This is a genomic window from Rufibacter sp. LB8 (assembly GCF_014876185.1).
Classification (GTDB): domain Bacteria; phylum Bacteroidota; class Bacteroidia; order Cytophagales; family Hymenobacteraceae; genus Nibribacter.
Map to the genome: position 1 here is coordinate 2,659,103 of NZ_JADALJ010000001.1, position 19,401 is coordinate 2,678,503.

The 19,401-nt window shown below is 50.8% G+C and carries 20 protein-coding genes; 14 read left to right on the plus strand and 6 right to left on the minus strand.

Features of this window, described 5'->3' with window-relative positions; all coding sequences use genetic code 11:
- Positions 1–183: 183 nt before the first annotated feature.
- Entirely contained in the window at positions 184–1,296 is a 1,113-nt protein-coding gene (locus IMY23_RS11180; protein WP_192822161.1) for a BT_3928 family protein, read from the minus strand.
- A complete protein-coding gene (locus IMY23_RS11185; RefSeq protein ID WP_192822162.1) occupies positions 1,274–1,846 on the minus strand; it encodes a DUF1599 domain-containing protein in 573 nt (190 codons plus the stop codon). The genes IMY23_RS11180 and IMY23_RS11185 overlap by 23 nt, the downstream gene beginning before the upstream one ends.
- Before the next feature lie 288 nt (positions 1,847–2,134).
- On the opposite strand from IMY23_RS11185, the gene folP reads away from it, so the two are divergent.
- The 7 genes from folP to IMY23_RS11220 all read left to right on the plus strand — a co-directional run bounded on the left by folP (position 2,135) and on the right by IMY23_RS11220 (position 6,961).
- Positions 2,135–2,914, plus strand: coding sequence for a dihydropteroate synthase (gene folP / locus IMY23_RS11190; RefSeq protein ID WP_192822163.1), 780 nt, complete (start codon positions 2,135–2,137; stop codon positions 2,912–2,914).
- Entirely contained in the window at positions 2,911–3,741 is an 831-nt protein-coding gene (cdaA, locus tag IMY23_RS11195) for a diadenylate cyclase CdaA (RefSeq protein ID WP_192822164.1), read from the plus strand. The genes folP and cdaA overlap by 4 nt, the downstream gene beginning before the upstream one ends.
- Before the next feature lie 49 nt (positions 3,742–3,790).
- Positions 3,791–4,318, plus strand: a complete 528-nt coding sequence (locus tag IMY23_RS11200; RefSeq protein WP_192822165.1) for a hypothetical protein — start codon at positions 3,791–3,793, stop codon at positions 4,316–4,318.
- A gap of 160 nt (positions 4,319–4,478) precedes the next feature.
- Entirely contained in the window at positions 4,479–4,781 is a 303-nt protein-coding gene (locus IMY23_RS11205; RefSeq protein ID WP_192822166.1) for a nucleotidyltransferase family protein, read from the plus strand.
- On the plus strand, positions 4,771–5,103 hold the full coding sequence (locus tag IMY23_RS11210; RefSeq protein ID WP_192822167.1) for a DUF86 domain-containing protein: 333 nt from the start codon (positions 4,771–4,773) through the stop codon (positions 5,101–5,103). Before IMY23_RS11205 ends, IMY23_RS11210 begins: the two co-directional genes overlap by 11 nt.
- Before the next feature lie 139 nt (positions 5,104–5,242).
- A complete protein-coding gene (locus IMY23_RS11215; protein ID WP_192822168.1) occupies positions 5,243–6,169 on the plus strand; it encodes a serine hydrolase in 927 nt (308 codons plus the stop codon).
- An 87-nt stretch (positions 6,170–6,256) separates the two neighbouring features.
- Positions 6,257–6,961, plus strand: a complete 705-nt coding sequence (locus IMY23_RS11220) for a DUF4919 domain-containing protein (RefSeq protein WP_192822169.1) — start codon at positions 6,257–6,259, stop codon at positions 6,959–6,961.
- A gap of 133 nt (positions 6,962–7,094) precedes the next feature.
- On the opposite strand, the gene IMY23_RS11225 is transcribed toward IMY23_RS11220, so the two are convergent.
- Complete coding sequence (locus IMY23_RS11225; protein WP_192822170.1) at positions 7,095–7,742, minus strand: hypothetical protein; 648 nt, start codon at positions 7,740–7,742, stop codon at positions 7,095–7,097.
- 339 nt (positions 7,743–8,081) lie between these two features.
- Between IMY23_RS11225 and IMY23_RS11230 the strand changes: the two genes are divergently transcribed.
- Together IMY23_RS11230 and IMY23_RS11235 are read left to right on the plus strand one after the other, a co-directional pair.
- Positions 8,082–8,648 carry a sigma-70 family RNA polymerase sigma factor gene (locus IMY23_RS11230; RefSeq protein ID WP_192822171.1) on the plus strand — a complete coding sequence of 189 codons (567 nt, stop codon included), beginning with the start codon at positions 8,082–8,084 and terminating at the stop codon, positions 8,646–8,648.
- Positions 8,649–8,654: 6 nt separating this feature from the next.
- Complete coding sequence (locus tag IMY23_RS11235) at positions 8,655–10,064, plus strand: hypothetical protein (RefSeq protein ID WP_192822172.1); 1,410 nt, start codon at positions 8,655–8,657, stop codon at positions 10,062–10,064.
- Between the two features lie 220 nt (positions 10,065–10,284).
- On the opposite strand, the gene IMY23_RS11240 is transcribed toward IMY23_RS11235, so the two are convergent.
- The 3 genes from IMY23_RS11240 to kbl all read right to left on the minus strand — a co-directional run bounded on the left by IMY23_RS11240 (position 10,285) and on the right by kbl (position 13,649).
- Positions 10,285–11,217 (minus strand): NYN domain-containing protein, encoded by a 933-nt coding sequence (locus IMY23_RS11240; protein ID WP_192822173.1) that lies wholly within the window; start codon positions 11,215–11,217, stop codon positions 10,285–10,287.
- Between the two features lie 459 nt (positions 11,218–11,676).
- Entirely contained in the window at positions 11,677–12,102 is a 426-nt protein-coding gene (locus tag IMY23_RS11245) for a hypothetical protein (protein ID WP_192822174.1), read from the minus strand.
- A gap of 353 nt (positions 12,103–12,455) precedes the next feature.
- Positions 12,456–13,649, minus strand: a complete 1,194-nt coding sequence (gene kbl, locus IMY23_RS11250) for a glycine C-acetyltransferase (RefSeq protein ID WP_192822175.1) — start codon at positions 13,647–13,649, stop codon at positions 12,456–12,458.
- A 455-nt stretch (positions 13,650–14,104) separates the two neighbouring features.
- Here kbl and IMY23_RS11255 point away from each other — a divergent pair, with 455 nt between their 5' ends.
- The 5 genes from IMY23_RS11255 to IMY23_RS11275 all read left to right on the plus strand — a co-directional run bounded on the left by IMY23_RS11255 (position 14,105) and on the right by IMY23_RS11275 (position 18,769).
- Positions 14,105–15,067 carry an NAD-dependent epimerase/dehydratase family protein gene (locus IMY23_RS11255; protein ID WP_192822176.1) on the plus strand — a complete coding sequence of 321 codons (963 nt, stop codon included), beginning with the start codon at positions 14,105–14,107 and terminating at the stop codon, positions 15,065–15,067.
- A 287-nt stretch (positions 15,068–15,354) separates the two neighbouring features.
- Positions 15,355–16,086: a DUF3891 family protein gene (locus IMY23_RS11260; protein ID WP_192822177.1), complete on the plus strand. Its 732-nt coding sequence runs from the start codon at positions 15,355–15,357 to the stop codon at positions 16,084–16,086.
- 67 nt (positions 16,087–16,153) lie between these two features.
- Positions 16,154–16,807 (plus strand): hypothetical protein, encoded by a 654-nt coding sequence (locus IMY23_RS11265; RefSeq protein ID WP_192822178.1) that lies wholly within the window; start codon positions 16,154–16,156, stop codon positions 16,805–16,807.
- Between the two features lie 123 nt (positions 16,808–16,930).
- The gene (locus IMY23_RS11270; protein WP_192822179.1) at positions 16,931–17,260 is read left to right on the plus strand and encodes a thioredoxin family protein; all 330 of its coding nucleotides are present in this window, start codon (positions 16,931–16,933) and stop codon (positions 17,258–17,260) included.
- A 66-nt stretch (positions 17,261–17,326) separates the two neighbouring features.
- Positions 17,327–18,769: a DUF4403 family protein gene (locus IMY23_RS11275; protein ID WP_192822180.1), complete on the plus strand. Its 1,443-nt coding sequence runs from the start codon at positions 17,327–17,329 to the stop codon at positions 18,767–18,769.
- Positions 18,770–19,401: the final 632 nt, after the last annotated feature.

A 19,401-nucleotide genomic window follows, 5' to 3' on the forward strand; every position in this document is an offset into this window, starting at 1 on the left:
GTCCACCACGCATTGCTGATTCACGCTTTCCCGAGAATCATTTTTACTTCCAAAGAAACTGCGAAAAGGCAACCTCAACGGAAGAGGATAGGTCGCGACCTGTCCGTACGAGGGGAATGCGTGGTGCAGATAATTCCCGTTTTCGGGCTCATTTCTGAAATCAAGCCCGAAAACGGAAATTCCTTACAGCAAACTTTGCACCTGCTGCAGCGTGGGCACATCATTGTGGTGCCATTTGCCTACCACCACACCGTTCTTGAGTAAGAGCAGACCCGGATTCGCTCTAATCACGGTTTTCAAAACCGTAGCATCAGCAAAGAAATACGGCGCGGCCAGGTTCACTTCATGCCGGAACACGTCAAACTCCTGGCTGCTGCTGGAGGTCAAGACCACTGGCACCACCTTCGGGTCTTGGTTGCGTTCCAAGCCTTCCAGCAGGGCATTAATTTCTTTAAAACTGCCTGGGTTGGTTTTGGCCACGGTGTGCACTACCACCAGTAAGCGGTTGCCGAGGAACATTTCCTGCGTGAAATCGCCTTGGTCGTTCCAGACGTTGAAGTCGGTGATTTTGGGGCCGTCTTCCGGGTTTTGCGGCACCATCTTCTTGAATTTGTAGGTGGTGTCTGTGGGGTAGGTGGTGAAGGTGTATTGCTTTCCGCCTTTCTCCATATGGTATTCATACCTGATGGGCGCGGAGGGTTTCATCAAAGCCGGAATATTGGCTCCCACTTTATAGGCCCTGAAATCGAAATAAGGCTCGTGAAGATACGCGTACACGCCCATGCCCACCGATAGAATAACGGCCACCAACACCACAGCGCTGGCCGTTTTCGGGCTCCATTTTGGAAATGAAGGCAAAAACCGCTTCGTGGCCAGCAAGATAATCAGCAACACCAGCAAGATAACATCTTTGGTAAATGACTCCCATGGCGTGAGTTTGATGAAATCCCCGAAGCAGCCGCAGTCTGTTACCTTATCATATCTTGCTGAATAATAAGTAAGGAATGTAAAGAACAGCGTAAGCGCGAACAATAGCCACAGCACCAAATTGGTTCGCCAGCGCACCAGCAAGGCCACGCCCAAGACCACTTCCAAGGAACTCAGAAAAATGGACAAGTACAGCGCGTAGGGTTTGAAGGCCAGAAACAGCGTGGAGAAGCTTACCGAAAAAACATCAAAATATTCTTCCAGCTTGATGGCGGTGCCCATGGGGTCGTTGAGCTTGATTAGGCCGGAGAAGATGAACAGACCGCCCACCACCAGCCAGGCAAACCTATTCAGCAGACGAGGCAGCATGGTTTGGGTAGTTTAGTTTAATCAAACAGAAAACGGCGTAGTTGAGCATGTCACGGTAATTGGCCTCTACGCCCTCAGATACTATGGTTTGGCCGTCGTTGTCCTCAATTTGCTTCGTGCGGTAAATCTTCATCAAGATTAAATCGGTCATAGACTCCACACGCATGCTGCGCCAGGCTTCCCCGTAATCATGGTTTTTGTCCTGCTGCAGGCTGTGGGTTTGGCGTATCTGGTCTTCGTATAGTTCGCGCACGCGTTCCACGGGTAAGGCTTGCTCGGTTTCGCCCTGCGCCATTAATTGCTCTTGTATCAAGGCAATCACGCAGTAGTTCACAATGGCCACAAACTCAGAGGTGATGTCATCCTGAATCTTCTGGGTGCCTTTTTCCTGTATGGAGCGTATGCGCTGGGCTTTGATGAAAATCTGGTCGGTGAGCGAGGGAAGCCGCAAAATGCGCCACGCGGTGCCGTAATCCTGCGTTTTCTGCAGAAACAGGCGCTGGCACGCATCAATCACGCGCTGGTATTCTTGGGCGGTTTGGTGAATCAACTTTTTCGCTTTACTTTTATAGAAACTGAAAAAATAGGTTAGAGCATGTTTAAATTTGTCTTTTGCGCTGCAAAATGGTATCAAATGAACCTGACTTCGCCATTTTTTCTCACCATAGCGGGGCTATGCTGCTCAAAAATGGCTTTGCCAGAACCATTCGCTACCACCTTTCGCTTGCAAAACCAAAATTTAAACAAGCTCTAATTGACCGCGAAAGATACACTTTTTTGCAAAAAGATTACCCTTAACTGCGGGGGCCGGTTGGTGGTGCTAGAGCAGCCTGCCGTCATGGGCATCCTCAACCTCACGCCAGATTCATTCTACGCCGGCAGCAGACTCAACGGCATAGAAGAAGCGTTGCGGCAAGCCGAAAAAATGCTCACCGAGGGCGCTACGTTTCTAGACATAGGCGGCTATTCTACGCGGCCCAATGCCCCAGAGGTTACAGAACAACAGGAACTGCAACGCGTAGTACCGGTCATAGAGGCAATAACAAAGGCTTTTCCGGAGGCGCTGCTTTCCATTGACACGTTCAGAGCCACCGTGGCCGAAGCTGCTGTTTCTGCCGGTGCCTTGCTGGTGAATGACGTGTCTGGCGGAACCTTGGATGATGCCATGTTCGCTACTGTGGGCAAATTGGGCGTACCGTATATTCTGATGCACATGCGGGGCACGCCGCAAACCATGACCAGCCTCACGCAGTATGACAACGGACTGCTGGAGGAACTGGTTTCTTATTTTGCCGTGCGGGTAGCCAAATTGCGCGAAGACGGCGTGAAAGATATTATCTTAGACCCAGGCTTCGGGTTTGCGAAAACTGTGGAGCAGAATTATCAGTTGCTGCGTAGGCTGAAAGAACTGCAATTGCTTGAGCTTCCGCTGTTAGTGGGTTTGTCACGAAAATCCATGACGTACAAACCACTGCACGTGGGCCCCGAAGAAGCGCTCACCGGCACAATTGCCGCCCACACCCTGGCGTTACTCAACGGAGCCGACATTCTGCGCGTGCATGACGTAAAGGAAGCCGTACATACCATAGAAATCGTAAAAAAGACCATAACCGCGTGATTCAACTGTTTTCCATAGGGTTTTTAGAGATCAACTGGCTAGACGTCATAGATGTGCTGCTGGTGACGGTGCTCCTGTACCAACTCTACAAACTCCTCACGGGAAGCGTGGCGCTCAAAATCTTTCTGGGGTTACTCTCCATCTACCTGCTCTACCTGATTGTGCGCGCGGCGGGCATGGAATTGCTCACTATCATTCTGGGGCAGTTCATGGGCGTAGGCGTGCTGGCTGCCATCATTGTATTCCAACCCGAGATTAGGCGATTTCTATTGATGATTGGCAAGACCACCGCCTTCAACAATGACAAACTGTTCAAAGGCTTCCCGTGGCGCAAAAACGAAAACCCCGATAAACTCGCCATCACCCCGTTCATTGAAGCCGCTAAATCCTTGGCCGGCAAAAACACTGGTGCGTTAATTGTCTTCGCCAGAAGCTCTGAACTCCGGTACTTCGCCGAGTCTGGGGATGCCATTGACGCCATTGTAAGCAAGCGTCTGCTTATCTCTATCTTCAACAAAAACAGCCCGCTGCATGACGGCGCCGTGATTATCCAAGGCAACCGCATCAAAGCCGCCCGCTGCATCCTGCCCGTGACCGAAAGCAACGACGTGCCCGCCTCTATGGGGCTTCGGCACCGCGCCGCCATTGGCCTTTCTGAAGTCACCGACAGCGTGGTGCTGGTGGTCTCTGAGGAAACTGGCCAAATCTCCATCGTGCGCAACGGCGAAGTCAACCGTAACCTCTCCGCCGCTGACCTCCGCTCCAAACTCAACCACTACCTCTTTGACATTGAACCGAAAGTGGTGGAGAAAGTAGCTGCCGCTTAGGTTTTGGTTAATTACTCTTTTCTGAAAGTAAGCAAACATTTAAAAAATCATGAAGAAATTATTATTGGTATGTATTAGTTTTCTTTTGTTCCATTGCACACATTCCCAGCAAATCAAACTTGACGACCATGGGGTCTCTGTCACCCTTGATGACAACTGGAGCTACAGCAAGCTTTCAAATGACACTTATGTTCTTAAGTATAAGTGCGAGCAGGATGCAGCTTTCTGTAAGAATATAGTGATTCGAGTCATTAAAAACACAAATAAAGAAACATTAGAACAGGTCGCCCAGACTATAGTTGAAACATTGCCTTCCAGATACGAGGCGTATAAGTTAGTAAGTGTCAAGGGGGATACCATTGAGGGCAAGGAATACAAGGTGATAGACTATATAATAAAGGAGAAGGATATACACTTGGGTAACACAACAGTGGTCACAAGAAGGAACAATGACTTAATTCTTTTCCATTTCGCAGGATTAAATCAACCGAAGGGGAATTTCCTCAAAGAAAGAAATTCCTTTTTTGCTTTTTTAGCAGGCGTGCAAATTGAACATAAAAATGAAAACGTTCACTAACAACACTTAAACGCCAGCCTCGGCCGTTGCTCGCCATTTGCAAAAACTCTACCACTGGGATTGATAAATCCCCGACATACTACTTTCGGATTGGTAAATCCGAAAGAGCAAAAAACAGGAATAAACTGGTTTACTGGAAAAGTCGTAATTTGGGATTGATATGAAAGTTATCAGCGACCAGATAGGAAGAATCAAAAGCCTCTGTGACCAGCACAGCGTTAGGAGCCTATTTGCGTTTGGCTCGGTTACCACAGAAAGATTCAAAGCTGACAGCGACATTGATTTAGTGGTTGATATTGACGCCGCTGACCCACTAGAATACACAGACCATTATTTTGAATTGAAATTTCAGTTAGAGCAAATCCTTCAGAGAGAAATTGATTTACTGGAGCAGAAAGCTATTAAAAACCCATTTCTCAAAAAAGAGATTGACCGTACCAAAATTCTTATTTATGGAGAATGATATCAAGGCATGGTTAACTGACATCAAAAGGTCAATCACTGAAATTTACGACTTCCTGCCAGCAGAGAAAAATTTCTCTACCTTCCAGCAAGACCTGAAAACAAGGAAAGCAGTTGAGCGGAATCTTGAAATTATAGGAGAAGCCCTAAACAGAATTTTACGGGTGAATCCTGATATACACATCACCAACTCCCGCCGGATTGTAGATACCAGAAACAGAATCATACACGGCTATGACACCGTTTCAGAGGAAATTATTTGGTCAATAGTTATGAAAGAGTTGCCAAAACTTGAAGGAGAAATTGACCGACTGCTCCTCTAAATAACAACCGCACTACTTCCCGTTTCCGGCTTCTTTTCCCAAAACGAGGCCAAAAACGCAATCTTCAAAACCACACTTCGCTGATTCTTAGCAGTTCTTAAAATAGTTTGTATCTTTTTGGCGCTAAAACCTTAATTCTATGCGCTACCTCCGTCCTTTCTTCCTTGCCTTGTTCTCGCTGGTTTCCCTTTTCGCCAGCGCCCAAAAATCTCCCCAGGAAAAAACCGACCAGAAACTGGAGCAGAAACTGCAGGAGTTGGTTAAAGGCTTTGACGGCGAGGTGGGCATTTACGTGAAGCACCTGAAAACCGGGAAAACAGTGGTCATTAACGCAGACACGGTGTTTCCCACGGCCAGCATGATCAAAATTCCTATTATGGTAGGCATGTTTGCTAAGATGGAGCGTGGCGAGATTGACCCGAAGACTGTGCTGCGCTACCGAGATTCCTTGCATTATGCCGGTGAAGACATTGTGGGCGCATTTAGAGACAGCGCGACCGTGGCCTTGAGCAAAGTGCAGATGCTGAGCATTACCACCTCAGACAACACAGGCAGCTTGTGGCTGCAGCAATTGGCGGGCGGTGGGGTGGCCATCAATCAGTGGTTGGAAAGCAACGGGTTTCAGCACACGCGCATGAATTCACGCACGGCCGGTAGGCAGCCCAACTGGCGCAAATACGGCTGGGGCCAGACCACTCCCCGCGAAATGGCTACTCTAGTTTCTATGATCAGAGACGGGAAAGTGGTGAGCCCAGCGGCCAGTGAACGTATGTACCGCAACTTGGGCCGCATTTACTTTGACTCTGAGGCGCTTTCGCAGATTCCGCCGTACGTGCACACGGCCTCCAAGTCTGGCGCAGTGAACCGTTCCAAATCTGAGGTAGTGCTAGTCAACGCGCCCAGCGGCGACTATGTGTTCTGCATCATCACCAACAACCAGAAAGACGAACGCTGGGCGTATGACAACGCCGGGTCTGTCTTAATTAGGAACGTCTCCCAAACACTCTGGCACCATTTTGAACCGAAGTCTGACTGGAAACCCGCGGCGGGTGTAGAGAAATTCTAGTTTTGATGCCACTGGTTAATTCCCGATATTAGGTTTCTCTACCGGGTGCCCGGCAGGTCTTAAAGTGCACCGGTTGGCTCCCCACGTATGAAAAACCATCTTCTCTCGCAGGTTACGTACAGGCTCGTCCAAAAACTGGGGCTGCTTTTGGTATTGCTGGCGGGTATTTCGTTTTCGGCGAAAAGCCAGGAAAGCATTGATTTAAAGCGCATCAAGGAACAGACCACAGACCCGGGCTCGGTGTTTTTCTATGACTCGTTGGTAAGCCAGTTCAAGACCAGTCCTGCCACTATGACGCTCACGCAGGCGCAGTTTCTGTACTACGGCGAAATTTTCAGGAAAGGGTTCTCCACCTACGGCCAAAAACCCGAAGACGCCAAAACCTTTAACCAGGAAATCAGGACCGGCAACTATGAAAAAGCCATTCCGCTGGGCGAAAAAGCCCTTCAACGCGATCCCGTAGACCTGGAACTTATTGCCGGACTCCACATCTGCTACCGCAACACCAACCAGCCAGAGAAAACGGCCATGTTTGAAGCAAAGCTGCGTCTGCTATTGAGCGCCATTACCTCTAGCGGTTCTGGCCAGTCACTAAAAGAAGGTTATTGGGTCACCAGCATCTCTGATGAATACGTCTTTCTGCCTTTGATGGGCCTGGAAACCATACGCCGGAAAGGCAGCACCGGAGACGCCCCCATGGGCATGACCGATATCTGGCTCATCAAAAACCAAGAGTCTGGCAAAGAAGAAGAACTGTTTTTAACGGTGGTCAACCCGCGGGATTTGAAATAACTACGCTTTTCTGTTTTGGGGCTCATTTCCAGAAATGAGCCCCAAAACAGAAAAGCTGCGAAAAATTCGCAGCCTTCCTGTTAAGGTAAAAAGATATGTCAGGCTCTGGAAAGCATCTCGGGCCCCGCCAAAGTTATTTCTTTTTAGGCTTCCCTCCTTTTCTGCAGCCAAACTCCCCGTCTAAGGCCAACTCCGTGATAAAAACACCGGCGCGGTCAAAGGCCAGACCTAACACAGAATCATCTGCGCGTTTGATGGCCACCACGTACCTGCCTTCACGGCCCTGGCCCGCTTTCACTAAGGTGGCTCGCGGATAAGTGGCCGTAATGTAGCTGGTGATGGCACCTGGCAGGTCGGATAGCTCTACCTTAGTTCCATGGAACCTCTGGTGCGTGGCCCTGCTGACAAATTCGCCTCTGGCATTGAAAGTCAGCACATGCTTGGTGTCATCTGCGGCTTTCACCAGAACTATAAAGTCACCGCCATTGGTTTTGCCTGCCCTTACAATAGTAGCGCCGGGTAATCTAGACGTAATTAAAGCTGAAATGGAAACGGGCAGGTCAGCAACGGCCACCTCTGTCAAACGGCGCCTCATGCCTTTAGAACCCGGGGTGCAAGGTCTGCCCGTGGCAGAGTCTGTGCTAATGTTGGCGCTAGTAGACACCATGGCAAAAGACGCCAATTCATCTACATCTAAGGCAGGGTCTACGTCATTCTGCTCACAACTTGTAAAAAACATGGCAACGCCCACAAACAAGGCCCAGATAAAAGTAGTTTTCATGATTTGTCTCTGTTTAAATTGGTTAGGGTAAAGAATGGTCTGCTAGCTGAGCCCTCGGCATCGGTTTATGGAGCATCTGCAGGTATCTCCGGAAGTTAGGGGCTTTATCTAACATTACGCACGCTCAGAAAGCCACCGTTGCCTTAGAAATAAAAAAAATTCTCAGGCAGCGAATCCAGGGGAACACCTCGTACTCTATGGTAACGGGGCAACTGAAAAATTCCAACCTCTACCGGCAAGGCTACTACAGGAAAAGCAGCGCTGTCACCAAGAAATTCTGGTTGCTAATTGGTACCTTGATCCTTACTTCCGTCTGATTTCTCACTTTGTGTAACCCGCGTGTTTTTCAGGAAAAACAGCAAGGCTTTTGATTTAACTGACACACTGAACGGTTGCCTCAAAGGCAAACAAACCGCCCAGCGGGCACTCTATGAGCATTATTTTTCTTTTGCCAAAAGTATTTGCCTTCGGTACGCGGCCAGCCAAGAGCAGGCAGAGGAGATGGTGAATGACGGATTCCTGAAAGTTTTGGAGAAACTTCCCCTCTATGACCCTACACGGGCCTTTGAGGCCTGGTTCAGGACGGTGGTGATCAGGACCAGCATTGACTACTATAGAAGAAACCAACTGCAGGGCACCAGAATCACGTTGGAAGATGCCCCAGAACCCGAGTATGAAGATAACCTGCTGGAGAACATGGCCGCTGAGGAGATCCTCACCTTGGTCCAGAAACTACCCCCGGCTTACAGGGCTGTCTTCTCCTTGTTTGTAGTAGATGGATATACCCATGCAGAAATTGCTGAGCTGCTGGGCATCAACGAGGGCACCTCCAGGTCTAACCTGGCCAAAGCCCGCACTAAATTACAGGCGTGGGTAAGCACAAGCCACCCGGCCTACATGAAATAAGGAAGTATGTCTCAAGAGCACTTTGACCATAAGATAAAGAAGAAACTGGAGTCTGTGCGGCCGCCTTTCCGGGAAGAGGCATGGCAGAAATTCAAGCACCTCTTGCCTATGCCCTGGTACCTGCTTTTTCTGAAAAAATACGGCGGTTATGCCTATGCCGGAATAACCACTGCGGCCCTGGTGGCCACCACTTATTTTTATCTACAGGAGCGTTCTGAAAATGATTTATTGAAACAAAATCTGGCCACGCTGCAAACCACTGCGGCAGAACAAAACTCCGGTACTCAACCAGTTTTAGCTAACCAACCTACTGCCCCTTCTTTTAAGATAGACCCCACCTTACCCAACCAACCGCTAGCGCGGGCTGAGGCATTTTCAAAAACAGACACAGTTTACCTGGTGCAGAAGATTTATGTTGACAGGCCTGTTTTTGTAAAAGACCGCCACAAAACAGAAAGCAGTACCGCCCAAGATGGTCATATCTCAACTGCTATCATGCGCCAAACTGGTAAGGTTTCTGAGGGCACGGGGCCAACCATTTCTCCAGGCTCACAGGCTTCGGCAAAAAACATAAATAACATGACGGTCGTCACCACCACAGGCAGTTCTGGTTCTTCAAGGGCAAGCGCAGAAAGACAGATCCAGGACACCGCTACTACAGGCCAAAGTGAAAGCACTGCCTTGTCAACCATTTCCCGCCCAGACAACAAAGCAAATCTGCCGCTTTCCCCAGACACCACCCGGCACGTAAACCGGGCAGACACTGTGGCTACGGCAGCGGCCGCCATGACAGACAAGCCTTCGGGTTCTTCCTTTACATTTCCGGCATTACACGCCCGGTTTGGGATAGCGGCAGATGCCGTCGGGTTTCAACGGCTTGCCTTTGGGCCCACGGCAGAACTGTACCTGGGGGAAAGATTAAGTGTGGGGGCAGGTCTGCAATTCTCTGCCCCTTTTATTGAGAGCCTGGGAGACCCCAAAGAATTCAACAGAAAAAAAGGCCGGCGCTTTGAAGATGAGTACCGTGACCGAATTCCCAGAAATGACCGGATTGAGGGAATTCAGCTAACCACTCAACTCGTGCGCCTGCCTTTGAGTCTGCAGTATTATTTTCCCACCAACGGCAACTTGTCTTTCATGGTCATGGGCGGCACCAACTTAGATATCTCTGTGCAACAGCGGGTAGATTTCAAGAGCTCATTCCAAGGCAAGCAGGAGTTCAACCGCTTTAACAAAAAGCCCGCGCCAAATACGTTCAACAACGTTTTGTATGGGGTAGGGCTGCAGTACACGTTTGGCAAATGGGTGGGCCAGTTAATGCCCTACTACAATTACCAGCTCAGTGAACCAGCTTACCGAGACTCTACCCCAAAAGTTGGCATAAGCGCCACCATAAAACTTGATATTAGCAAGTAACCCCCGGTTCATCAAAAATTAAGCCCAGAGAAGTACCAGAACCAAACCTGTTTTGGGGCTCATTTCCGGAAACGAGGCCGAAAACAGGAAACGGCAGCACAAAAACAGATGCCTGACCAGTCAAGAAGTTGATCAACCGGCACACCAGAAGTAGTTTAAAACAGAAAGGGAGCAGATGATCTGCTCCCTTTCTGTTTTAAACTACTTTAATCAGGCTTACTTACACCAACCGAACAGCTTTGGCGATGTCATTGCCTTCATCGTCTTTGTCAATCTCAAACTCCACTTTGTCGCCTACGCGCAGTTCATTGAAATCTGTGTCCAGTACGTTGGTGAAATGGAAGAACAGGTTATTGGGCGGAAATTTAATGAACCCGTAACCGTTTTTCAGGCTCATGATCTCGCCTTCGCCCAACTCACCGGGAATCATGGAGCTTTGATCGTCCTCGTCTTCATTTCCGGTGGCCACGTCAGGCTGTGGGGCTAGGTTCCTTTTCTGGTCTGGCTGCACAAACAGGCGCTGAATGCCGGCATCTTGGCGGGCAATGCGGTTGTCAATCATGCTGTGCATGGCCAGCGGGTAGGTCACCTCGGCCAATAGGTCTTGTGAGGGGCGCGTGGTCATGCGCTGCCCATTGTCTGTGGTGTATTCAAACTCCCAGGTCATGGCCATCACGCGGGTGCCCAAAGTGTTCACCTTGCGCACCAAAGGCACGTAGTCACCGTCTGAGGAGATGAGCACCAGCACGTCAAAACGTTTGTAGAAGGCCTGCTCAAAGGCTTCCAGGGCCAGCCACACGTCAATGCCGCGCTCTTGTTTGTAGCCGTCTGGCGTGGTGCGCACGGGCAGGTAGTGGGTGGTCACGCCTTCAGACATGAGAATGTCATCAAACACGCGGTCCCAGTACAGGGTGTCGCCGCGCTGGCTGGCGTCATAGGCGTTGAGGCGCCCTCTGAAATAATGCGCGTCTACAATCTTGCAGAGGCGCGGGTCTACTCCTTCTTCTTCCGCTACCTGGTCTCTGATGAACTCATGCAGGCCAGAGATACTGATTCTGCGCTTACGCTGATGCCCGTACGCATAATAGTTGCTGACCTGTAAGAAATAATTGCCGTCATAGAAGACGCCAATCCTCACTAATTTTTCTTGCATGGGCTTGGTTGTTGCTATTGTTTTTTGTGTCTGTCTGTGCCTTTATGCAATAGGGAGTAATACCAAGAGAGGGAATCGGTAATCTGGAAGGGCCTTACGTATGATGAGTTAAAATAATGGCGGGGGATACACTGTTTCTATCGGTCACACGTGCCTGCTACAGCTTGTCCGGTACCTGAATCTTTTTGCCGAATACTTGTCAAATGCCCACGGCACCCTTTGTCACGAGGGCCATGGGCGTACTACAGACTTATTTTCTAGCCTGTGGCGGTCTTCCCTATCTTACAAAGAACATACCCGGGCTGTCAAACCGAGATCTGCTACAAAAATATAGAATAAACTAAGGAACCCAAACTATGACAGGTTTAAATACGAAAGCCTTACCTGCTAATTTCTTGCAGGTAAGGTAATTATGTGTAGCTACCTCAAACTTGAGGCTAGGTTAAGGACTGTGAATGACTACTCTACGTGCAGAGAGAAGCTACTTTCCTGGCCGTTTCCTTTTTGTATGCGGTACAGAAAACGGTCGCCGGGGCGCACGTCTCCCTTAGGCGCGGCAGCCCCTGTACTGGCCTCCGGTGCGCTCTTCCCAAACGCCCAGTCTTTGAACTGGAAGTCTTTGAGTTCCTGCGCGCTCAACATTTTGGCAGACTTCACCGGCCGGTTGCCCCGCACCTGGTACACGTCTACTATTTCAAAACCACCCGGTATGGTAACCGCTACGCCGCCTTGCAGCTCCTCTATGGAATGGTGGCCGTTGGTGTTCATGGGTTTGCCGTTGACCAGCACATGGACATCTCCTTTCTGAATCCAACTCAGCGTTGCGAACGCAAACACCAGCAGCGCCACGGGCAACCACTGGTTCATTCCTTTTTGAATGTTCATACAAGTATAGGGTAAGGTTGAAAAACAGGTGGAATTGGGAGCTGGCAAAGGGCACAATTCTCCCAGGAAAATAGAAGAACTTGGGTGCTTGTTATTTCTGGCACCACTTCAAATTACTTTCCGCCTAAACGCATAACTAATTTATTAGTTATGCAACTAAATGTATATTACTTAAAAAATTTATTTATAGATTTGTCTTCAAGGATGTGTGTAGAGATGCATTCCTGCCAAGCCACCCTAACCCTATCTGCCAGCCAGAACCGCCAACCAGCGAACCAACCAAAAAACGCCCCGCCAGATTTCCTGACGGGGCGTTTTTGGCCTCTAAACGTGAAATGGAGCCTAAACCAGCCTTAGCTTTTCAAGACGCCCAACTCACGGCCCACTTCAATAAATGCAGCAATGGCGCGGTCAATGTGATCCTGCGTATGGTCAGCAGACAATTGCACGCGTATTCGGGCCGCGCCCTTGGCCACCACCGGGTAGTAGAACCCAATTACGTAAATCCCTTTCTCCAGCATTTTGACCGCAAATTCCTGCGCCAGGGCCGCTTCATACAGCATCACGGGCACAATGGGGTGAACGCCGGGCTTAATGTCAAAACCGGCGGCAGTCATTTTCTCCCTGAAGTACTTGGTGTTCCACTCCAGACGGTCACGCAGTTCTGTGGTGGCGCTCAGCAGTTCCAGCACCGCCAGAGACGCACCCACAATTGACGGCGCCAGCGAGTTAGAGAACAGATACGGCCGTGAGCGCTGACGCAGCATGTCAATAATTTCTTTCCTGCCCGAGGTGAACCCTCCCATGGCGCCGCCCAACGCTTTGCCCAAGGTACCGGTGATGATGTCCACGCGGCCCATTACATTGTGGTGCTCATGCGTGCCGCGGCCGGTCTTGCCAATAAACCCGCTGGAATGGCACTCATCTACCATCACCAGGGCCTGGTATTTGTCCGCTAAGTCGCAGATTTTGTCTAGCTGGGCAATGGTGCCGTCCATGGAGAAAGAGCCGTCTGTGACAATGATGCGGTGCTTGGCGCCCTGGGCTTCCTGCAGTTTGGCTTCCAGGTCTGCCATGTTGTTGTGCTCATAGCGGTAGCGCTGCGCCTTGCACAAACGCACGCCGTCAATAATGGAGGCGTGGTTCAACGCATCTGAAATAATCGCAGATTTTTCATCGAACAAGGGTTCAAACACCCCGCCGTTGGCGTCAAAGGCGGCCGCGTAGAGAATGGTGTCCTCGGTGCCCAGGAATTCGGCCAGTTTCTTCTCCAGCTCTTTGTGAATGTCTTGCGTGCCGCAGATAAACCGCACCGAACTCATGCCGTAGCCATGGCTGTCAATGGTTTTTTTGGCCGCTTCAATCACAGCCGGGTGCGATGACAAACCCAAATAGTTGTTGGCGCAGAAATTCAGCACCTCGCCGGTCTGCTGCGTCTTGATCTCGGCGTGCTGCGGTGTGGTGATGATGCGTTCCTGTTTATATAAGCCGTTGGCTTTGATCTCGGCTAGCTGCTGCTCCAGATCTGGTTGTAAGGTTGCGTACATAGTTTAATGGTTATGTAGGTGTTTAGTTTTATTTCGATGTTGATTTTGGTTCTAAAAATCACTTCTCCCTTTTTGTCATCTTGGAAAGATCTTGTGGGTATTAGTGTATAAGTAATAATGCCTTGCCCTTAAAATCTTACTTCGGCTTTACGATAAAAAGCTTAAACATAGCCACTTTCCGTTTCTGCCATTCCGTTTTTGGCCCCGTTTCCAGAAATGAGCCCGAAAACAGTAATCCCGCATAACAACTCTCCTATTTTCGGCTACGCCGAGGTTGTTTCACCCAAATTTCTCCCAGGCAAAAACTGTGACCGTGGGTTTGGGCGTATAGACTTTCCCAAGAGATGGCTTACGGGCGAAGGGGCACCACCAAAGATACAAAACCGGCGCACCTCTCCCGCATTTTTTGGGGTCAACTAAAAACGTACATTTGTTTTTCTATTTCCAGCACGGGCATGACACTTAAAAAAGACACTATTCTGGTGATTGGCGCCTGCGGGCAGCTAGGTTCTGAACTGACCATGGAACTCCGGGCCATGTACGGCGCAGCCAACGTGGTAGCCGCCGACATTCAATTCCCCAAGCAGGCTGAGCTGCGCGAATCCGGTCCCTTTGAGGTGATTGACGTGCTCGCGCCACAGCACCTGGCAGATTTGGCCAAGAAATACCAGTTCACCCAGATTTACCATTTGGCGGCCATTCTGTCGGCTACGGGTGAGAAAAACCCCAAGTTTGCCTGGCACCTGAACATGGACGGCCTGTTTAACGTGTTGGATTTTGCGCTGGAGCAGAAAGTGCAGAAAGTGTACTGGCCGTCTTCCATTGCCGTCTTCGGGCCCAACACGCCGCGCCTCCACACGCCGCAGCACACCATCATGGACCCCAACACGGTTTACGGCATCTCCAAGCTGGCCGGCGAAGGCTGGTGCAATTACTATTTTGAGAAATACGGGCTGGACGTGCGAAGCTTGCGCTACCCCGGCCTCATTGGCTACAAAGCCCTGCCCGGCGGCGGCACCACCGACTACGCCGTTGACATTTACCACCAGGCCCTGGCCAAAGGCACCTACAAATGCTTCTTGACCGCTGACACGCGTCTGCCCATGATGTACATGCCAGACGCCCTCAAAGCCACCCTTGACCTAATGCACGCGCCCGCCGAACAGGTGAAAATCAGGTCCTCGTATAACCTGGCGGCCATGAGTTTCACGCCGCAGGAAATCACAGCCAGCATTCAGCGCCACTTCCCCACGTTCACCATCACCTATGAGCCAGACGGCCGCCAGCAAATCGCTGATTCATGGCCCCAAACCATTGATGACCAGGTAGCCCGCCAGGACTGGGGCTGGAACCCGTCTTATACCCTGGATTCCATGACCGATGACATGCTCCTGAACCTGAAACGCACACACAATTAGAAGAGAGTTCTGAGTCTTGAGTGCTGAGTCCTGAGTTTTAAAATAGGATTTCCGTTTTTGGCTTCGTTTCTGGAAATGAGCCCGAAAACGGAAAGTAACTTGAGAGGCCTCACAGGTTTTCAAAACCTGTGAGGCCTTTTTTTTTGTCCGTCTACAGCGTTGGTACGTAAGCAAATGCGGTTGCAGGACTTCGCTTTTACAGCCGACATAAAAAGCTGTTTTCGGCCTCATTTCTGAAAACGAGCCCCAAAACGCAAACCTGACTCAGGACTCAGAACACTTTTCAAATGATTGTGAACCCGCATACCATTGGCTGGGAAATTATCTACCAACAGGCGCACGCCCTGCAGGCCGCCGAGATTGGGTTTGCCTGGCACCCAGACAAGCAACCGCTGCACGTGGCGCAGACCCTGGCCGCCATCGCGCAGCATGATGACGGGCAGAAAGACTGGACCGGCAAATACGCCCTCACGTCTGCCGGCGCGCCCACCAATTTCACGCAGTTGCCATTTAGTCTGGAGCAGGCGCAGCAAGTCATGAAAGAGGCCCGGTACCAAAGCCGCTGGCGAAGCCTGCTCACCAGCATGCACCTGTCGTTTCTCTACGAGGAACTGCGTGGCCAGAAGAAAACCTGGGATACTTTCCTGGATGAACAACTAGCCCACCAAACCCAGTGGCGGCGGCAACTGAACCTCACCAAGAAAGAAGCGCAGTACGCCTATGATTTTATGCAGTGGTGTGACCGCTTCTCCCTTATTCTCTGCCGCAATGAATTGCCCGAGATGGCCCGCGCCCTGGAGATCAGCAAGGGGCCAGACAAACTGCGGTATGAAGTCTACCAGCGGCCCACCGGTGAGGTGGTGGTCACGCCCTGGCCTTTTTTACAAGACAGCTTTTTACTGACCGTTGAGGCACGCCACCTGCGGCAATTGCAGTTCAGCTCAGACCAGGAATTGGCCCAGGCGTTGGCGCAGGCACCGGTGCACCAAAAAGCGTGGCGTATAGAAAAAGAAATGTAAAATACTATATATAAGGATTAGATATTAGCCATTAGCATTGCAGTTCTAACCTTATAGCTTCCCTTTTATGTTAAAAAAATCATTATCTGTTGTTGCGTTGGCATTCGCGTTGGCGTTCCCCGCTTTCTCCCAAGATGGCAGCGGCCTTAAGCCCCAGGGCGGCGACATCACTGCTGAGGTTCAGTTGAACTTAAGCAGCAGCAATAACAACACCATCAGTTTCCCCCAGTTCAAAGGCCGTTATTTTCTGAGCCCCACGTCTGCGTTGCGCTTGGGTTTAGGTCTGGGCGTCAACAACCAGGAGCTTGCCAATGATGTGGAGCGTAACTCTTCCAGCTACTCCATAGGCTTGGGTATTGAGAAGCATTTGGCCGGCACAGAGCGCCTTTCGCCTTATTTTGGGGCCGAAGTATTTTTTGATGGCGCTTCTTATGACGAGAAAGGCCCTAATTTTGAAGTGACTGACGGCTGGGCCAGTGGCGGCGGACAAGCTTCGGCGCGTGCTTATTCCAGCTATGGCCTGAACGTACTGGCCGGTGCCGATTTTTACGTAGCCCGCCGCCTTTTCCTGGGCGTGGAGTTCGGGTTTGGTTTTTCCAGCACTGAGTATGATGACGTGACCGTTAAGGTCGGCAACCAATCCAATACCTCAGAGGGCTATAAATCCTTTGGTGCCGGGTTTAATTTCCTGGGTGGCATACGCGTAGGGTACGCCTTCTAAGAACCCGTTTTCAAGCCCCTTCTTCCCTTTCTGGCTAGTCTTGCACCGGCCGGAAAGGGAATTTTTATTTAACTTCTGTCTCTGAGGCACGTTACTTATAAGGCTGGAACAACTTATTCCCTTATGGCCATTCAAACCTCTTCTGACGCTGAGTTACGCTCCATTATCTTTGACAAGGAGCGGGTGTTGGTAAAGTTCATAGATGAAAACTGCTCTGTCTGCCAGGAACTGGCGCCCTCCATTGAACGCCTAGCCGATGACAGCCGGTACCAGCACATCACGTTCCTGCGCATGGACGCCTCAGAGAATCCTGTCTCCAGCAAGGAAGTGAAACTGTCGGGCACCCCGTTCTTCGCCACCTATTGCAACGGCACCTTAAAAGACTGCGGCCTGTTCTCCAGCGAAAAAGAAGTAGAAGCCTTGGTAGAAACGCTGTCTACGTGCTGTGAATAAGGTATTCGCCTTACGCTTTTTGCTGATTCCCTACGTTGCGTCACCGGTAATCAGTATCTTGAGGGCATGAAGGATTTTAGGCGCTTTTGGGTGGTGTGGCCGGCTCTCTTGTTGCAAGGCCTGCTTTTTCTGTCTTGTCAATCTTCTACCAACCTGGCCTCAACAGTGCCCGCGGCCCAAGTGGCCCAAACGCCGCTGCCCGCTCCGCGGCTGTCTACCATTACCTTGCCCATCTCGGTGCCCACGTCTGTCTTAGAACAGGCGCTCAACCAGCAACTCACCGGGGTGCTCTACCAAGACAATGACCTCACAGATGATGACCTGGCCGTAAAAGTGACCAAAACGGGCGCCATTAAACTTAAGGCCGAGTTCAGCAAGCTCATCATTGAGATTCCGCTGAAGGTCTGGGCCAAGGGCCGCTGGCAATGGAACGCCTGCGAACTCTGCAAAAGCCTCCAGAAAACAGAGGAAACCGAATTTGACCTGGTAGTGCGCACCGAAAGCCGCCTGCAGGTTTTGCCCAATTACCAACTCAAAAGCACCACCACCGGCGACTTTGTCTGGGGCGCGCAGAAACCCAGCCTTTCTCTGGGTCCGCTAAAGATTAACCTCGCCCCCTTCATAGAACCCGAACTCAAAGCCCAACTGAACCCCATGCTCCAGCGCCTGGACAAGGAACTGCAGCAAAAAGTAAACTTGCAGACCTACCTCACAGACGCCTGGCGCCAACTGCAGCAACCGTATCTGTTGCATGAAGGGTATAAGACCTGGCTTACCTTGGTGCCGCAAGGCGTACGGCTCACGCCCCTGGAACTGCAGAACAACCAACTCAGCCTGCAGGTGGGCATAGACGCGCTGCTCTCGGTGGTCACGGGGCAGAAACCAACGGCCACGCCGCCCCTTCCCTTGCCTGCGTTCTCGCCCACCCGCACCTTGCCACAGGAGGCCCAAATTCAGATTAACAGTGATGTCTCCTTTGCCTATCTAACCGCCATGCTGCAGCAAGAGCTCAACCAGAAGACCTTCACGTTTGAAGACGGCAAGCAGCAACTCACCATTCATGATGTGGCCCTCACTGGTGCCGGATCGCAGTTCCTGCTCGCCCTGGACGCCAGCGGCCACGCCAAAACCGGTCTCTTCACCAAGAAATTCCAGGGCAAGATTTACCTCAAAGGCACGCCTTACTATGATGCGCCCACCCAAAGCCTCAAAGTTCGGGATTTAGCCTATGACGTGCAGACCCAGGACCAACTGGTGAACGCCGCCAACTGGCTTTTGGGCAACAAGTTCAAGGCGCAGCTGCAGCAGCAGATGGTGTTCTCAGTCAAAGACCAGCTCACGGCCACCCGTCAGGCGCTCCAGAGTGGCCTTTCCCAAACCCGGCTCCATGAACAAGTAGTGCTCCGCGGCTCCCACTTCACCTTTGACGCCGACACGCTCTTTCTCACGCCCACCGGCGTGCGGGCTTTGTTTGTCGCGTCTGGGAAATTGGCGGTGGTGGTGGAATAGAGGGGATTATTTTCTTACCGTCATCCTGAGCCTGTCGAAGGATCTAACGAAGATGCTTTCTAATATTTCTGGTAAGTATTGTGGCCTTTGTTGGTGTTCTCACCAACGACCCAATCTGCAGTTCAAACAGCTTTTGTGCACGCAGTTTGCTTCCCTTCAAATTACCGCTGCCTCCTGAGTTCTACAAGGCGGCTTTTTCCATAGTCGGGCTCCGAGCGCTCACGGCCGCGAGGCCCCGCCTTCCCCTCTCGCGCTGTACCAGCTTCCTGGTGCCTTCGCCACCCGCCTGCCGGCGACGAAACCTGCTTAGGCGCTCGATGGAAAGGCTGGAAAAGGTTCGCTTTGATGGGCAGTCTGCGTTTCTGGAACCGGGTTAAATGCGTTTTCGGGCTCTAAATTGGAAATGGAGGCGAAACCAACATAATTTTCCCTACCGCAAGTTTAGCGACAGCGTAACTTGTGGCACCCAACATGGTGAGTTTATCAACTCACGTAAGTTTGTAAACTTACAACGTGTTTAACCACAAGTTACGCTGTCGCTAAACTTGCGGCAGATTACATTGTAGAGACCAGGCACCGCCTTGTCTCTACGGTGGAGGAACCGACAAACGCTTACTCCAAAGACCTCGTAG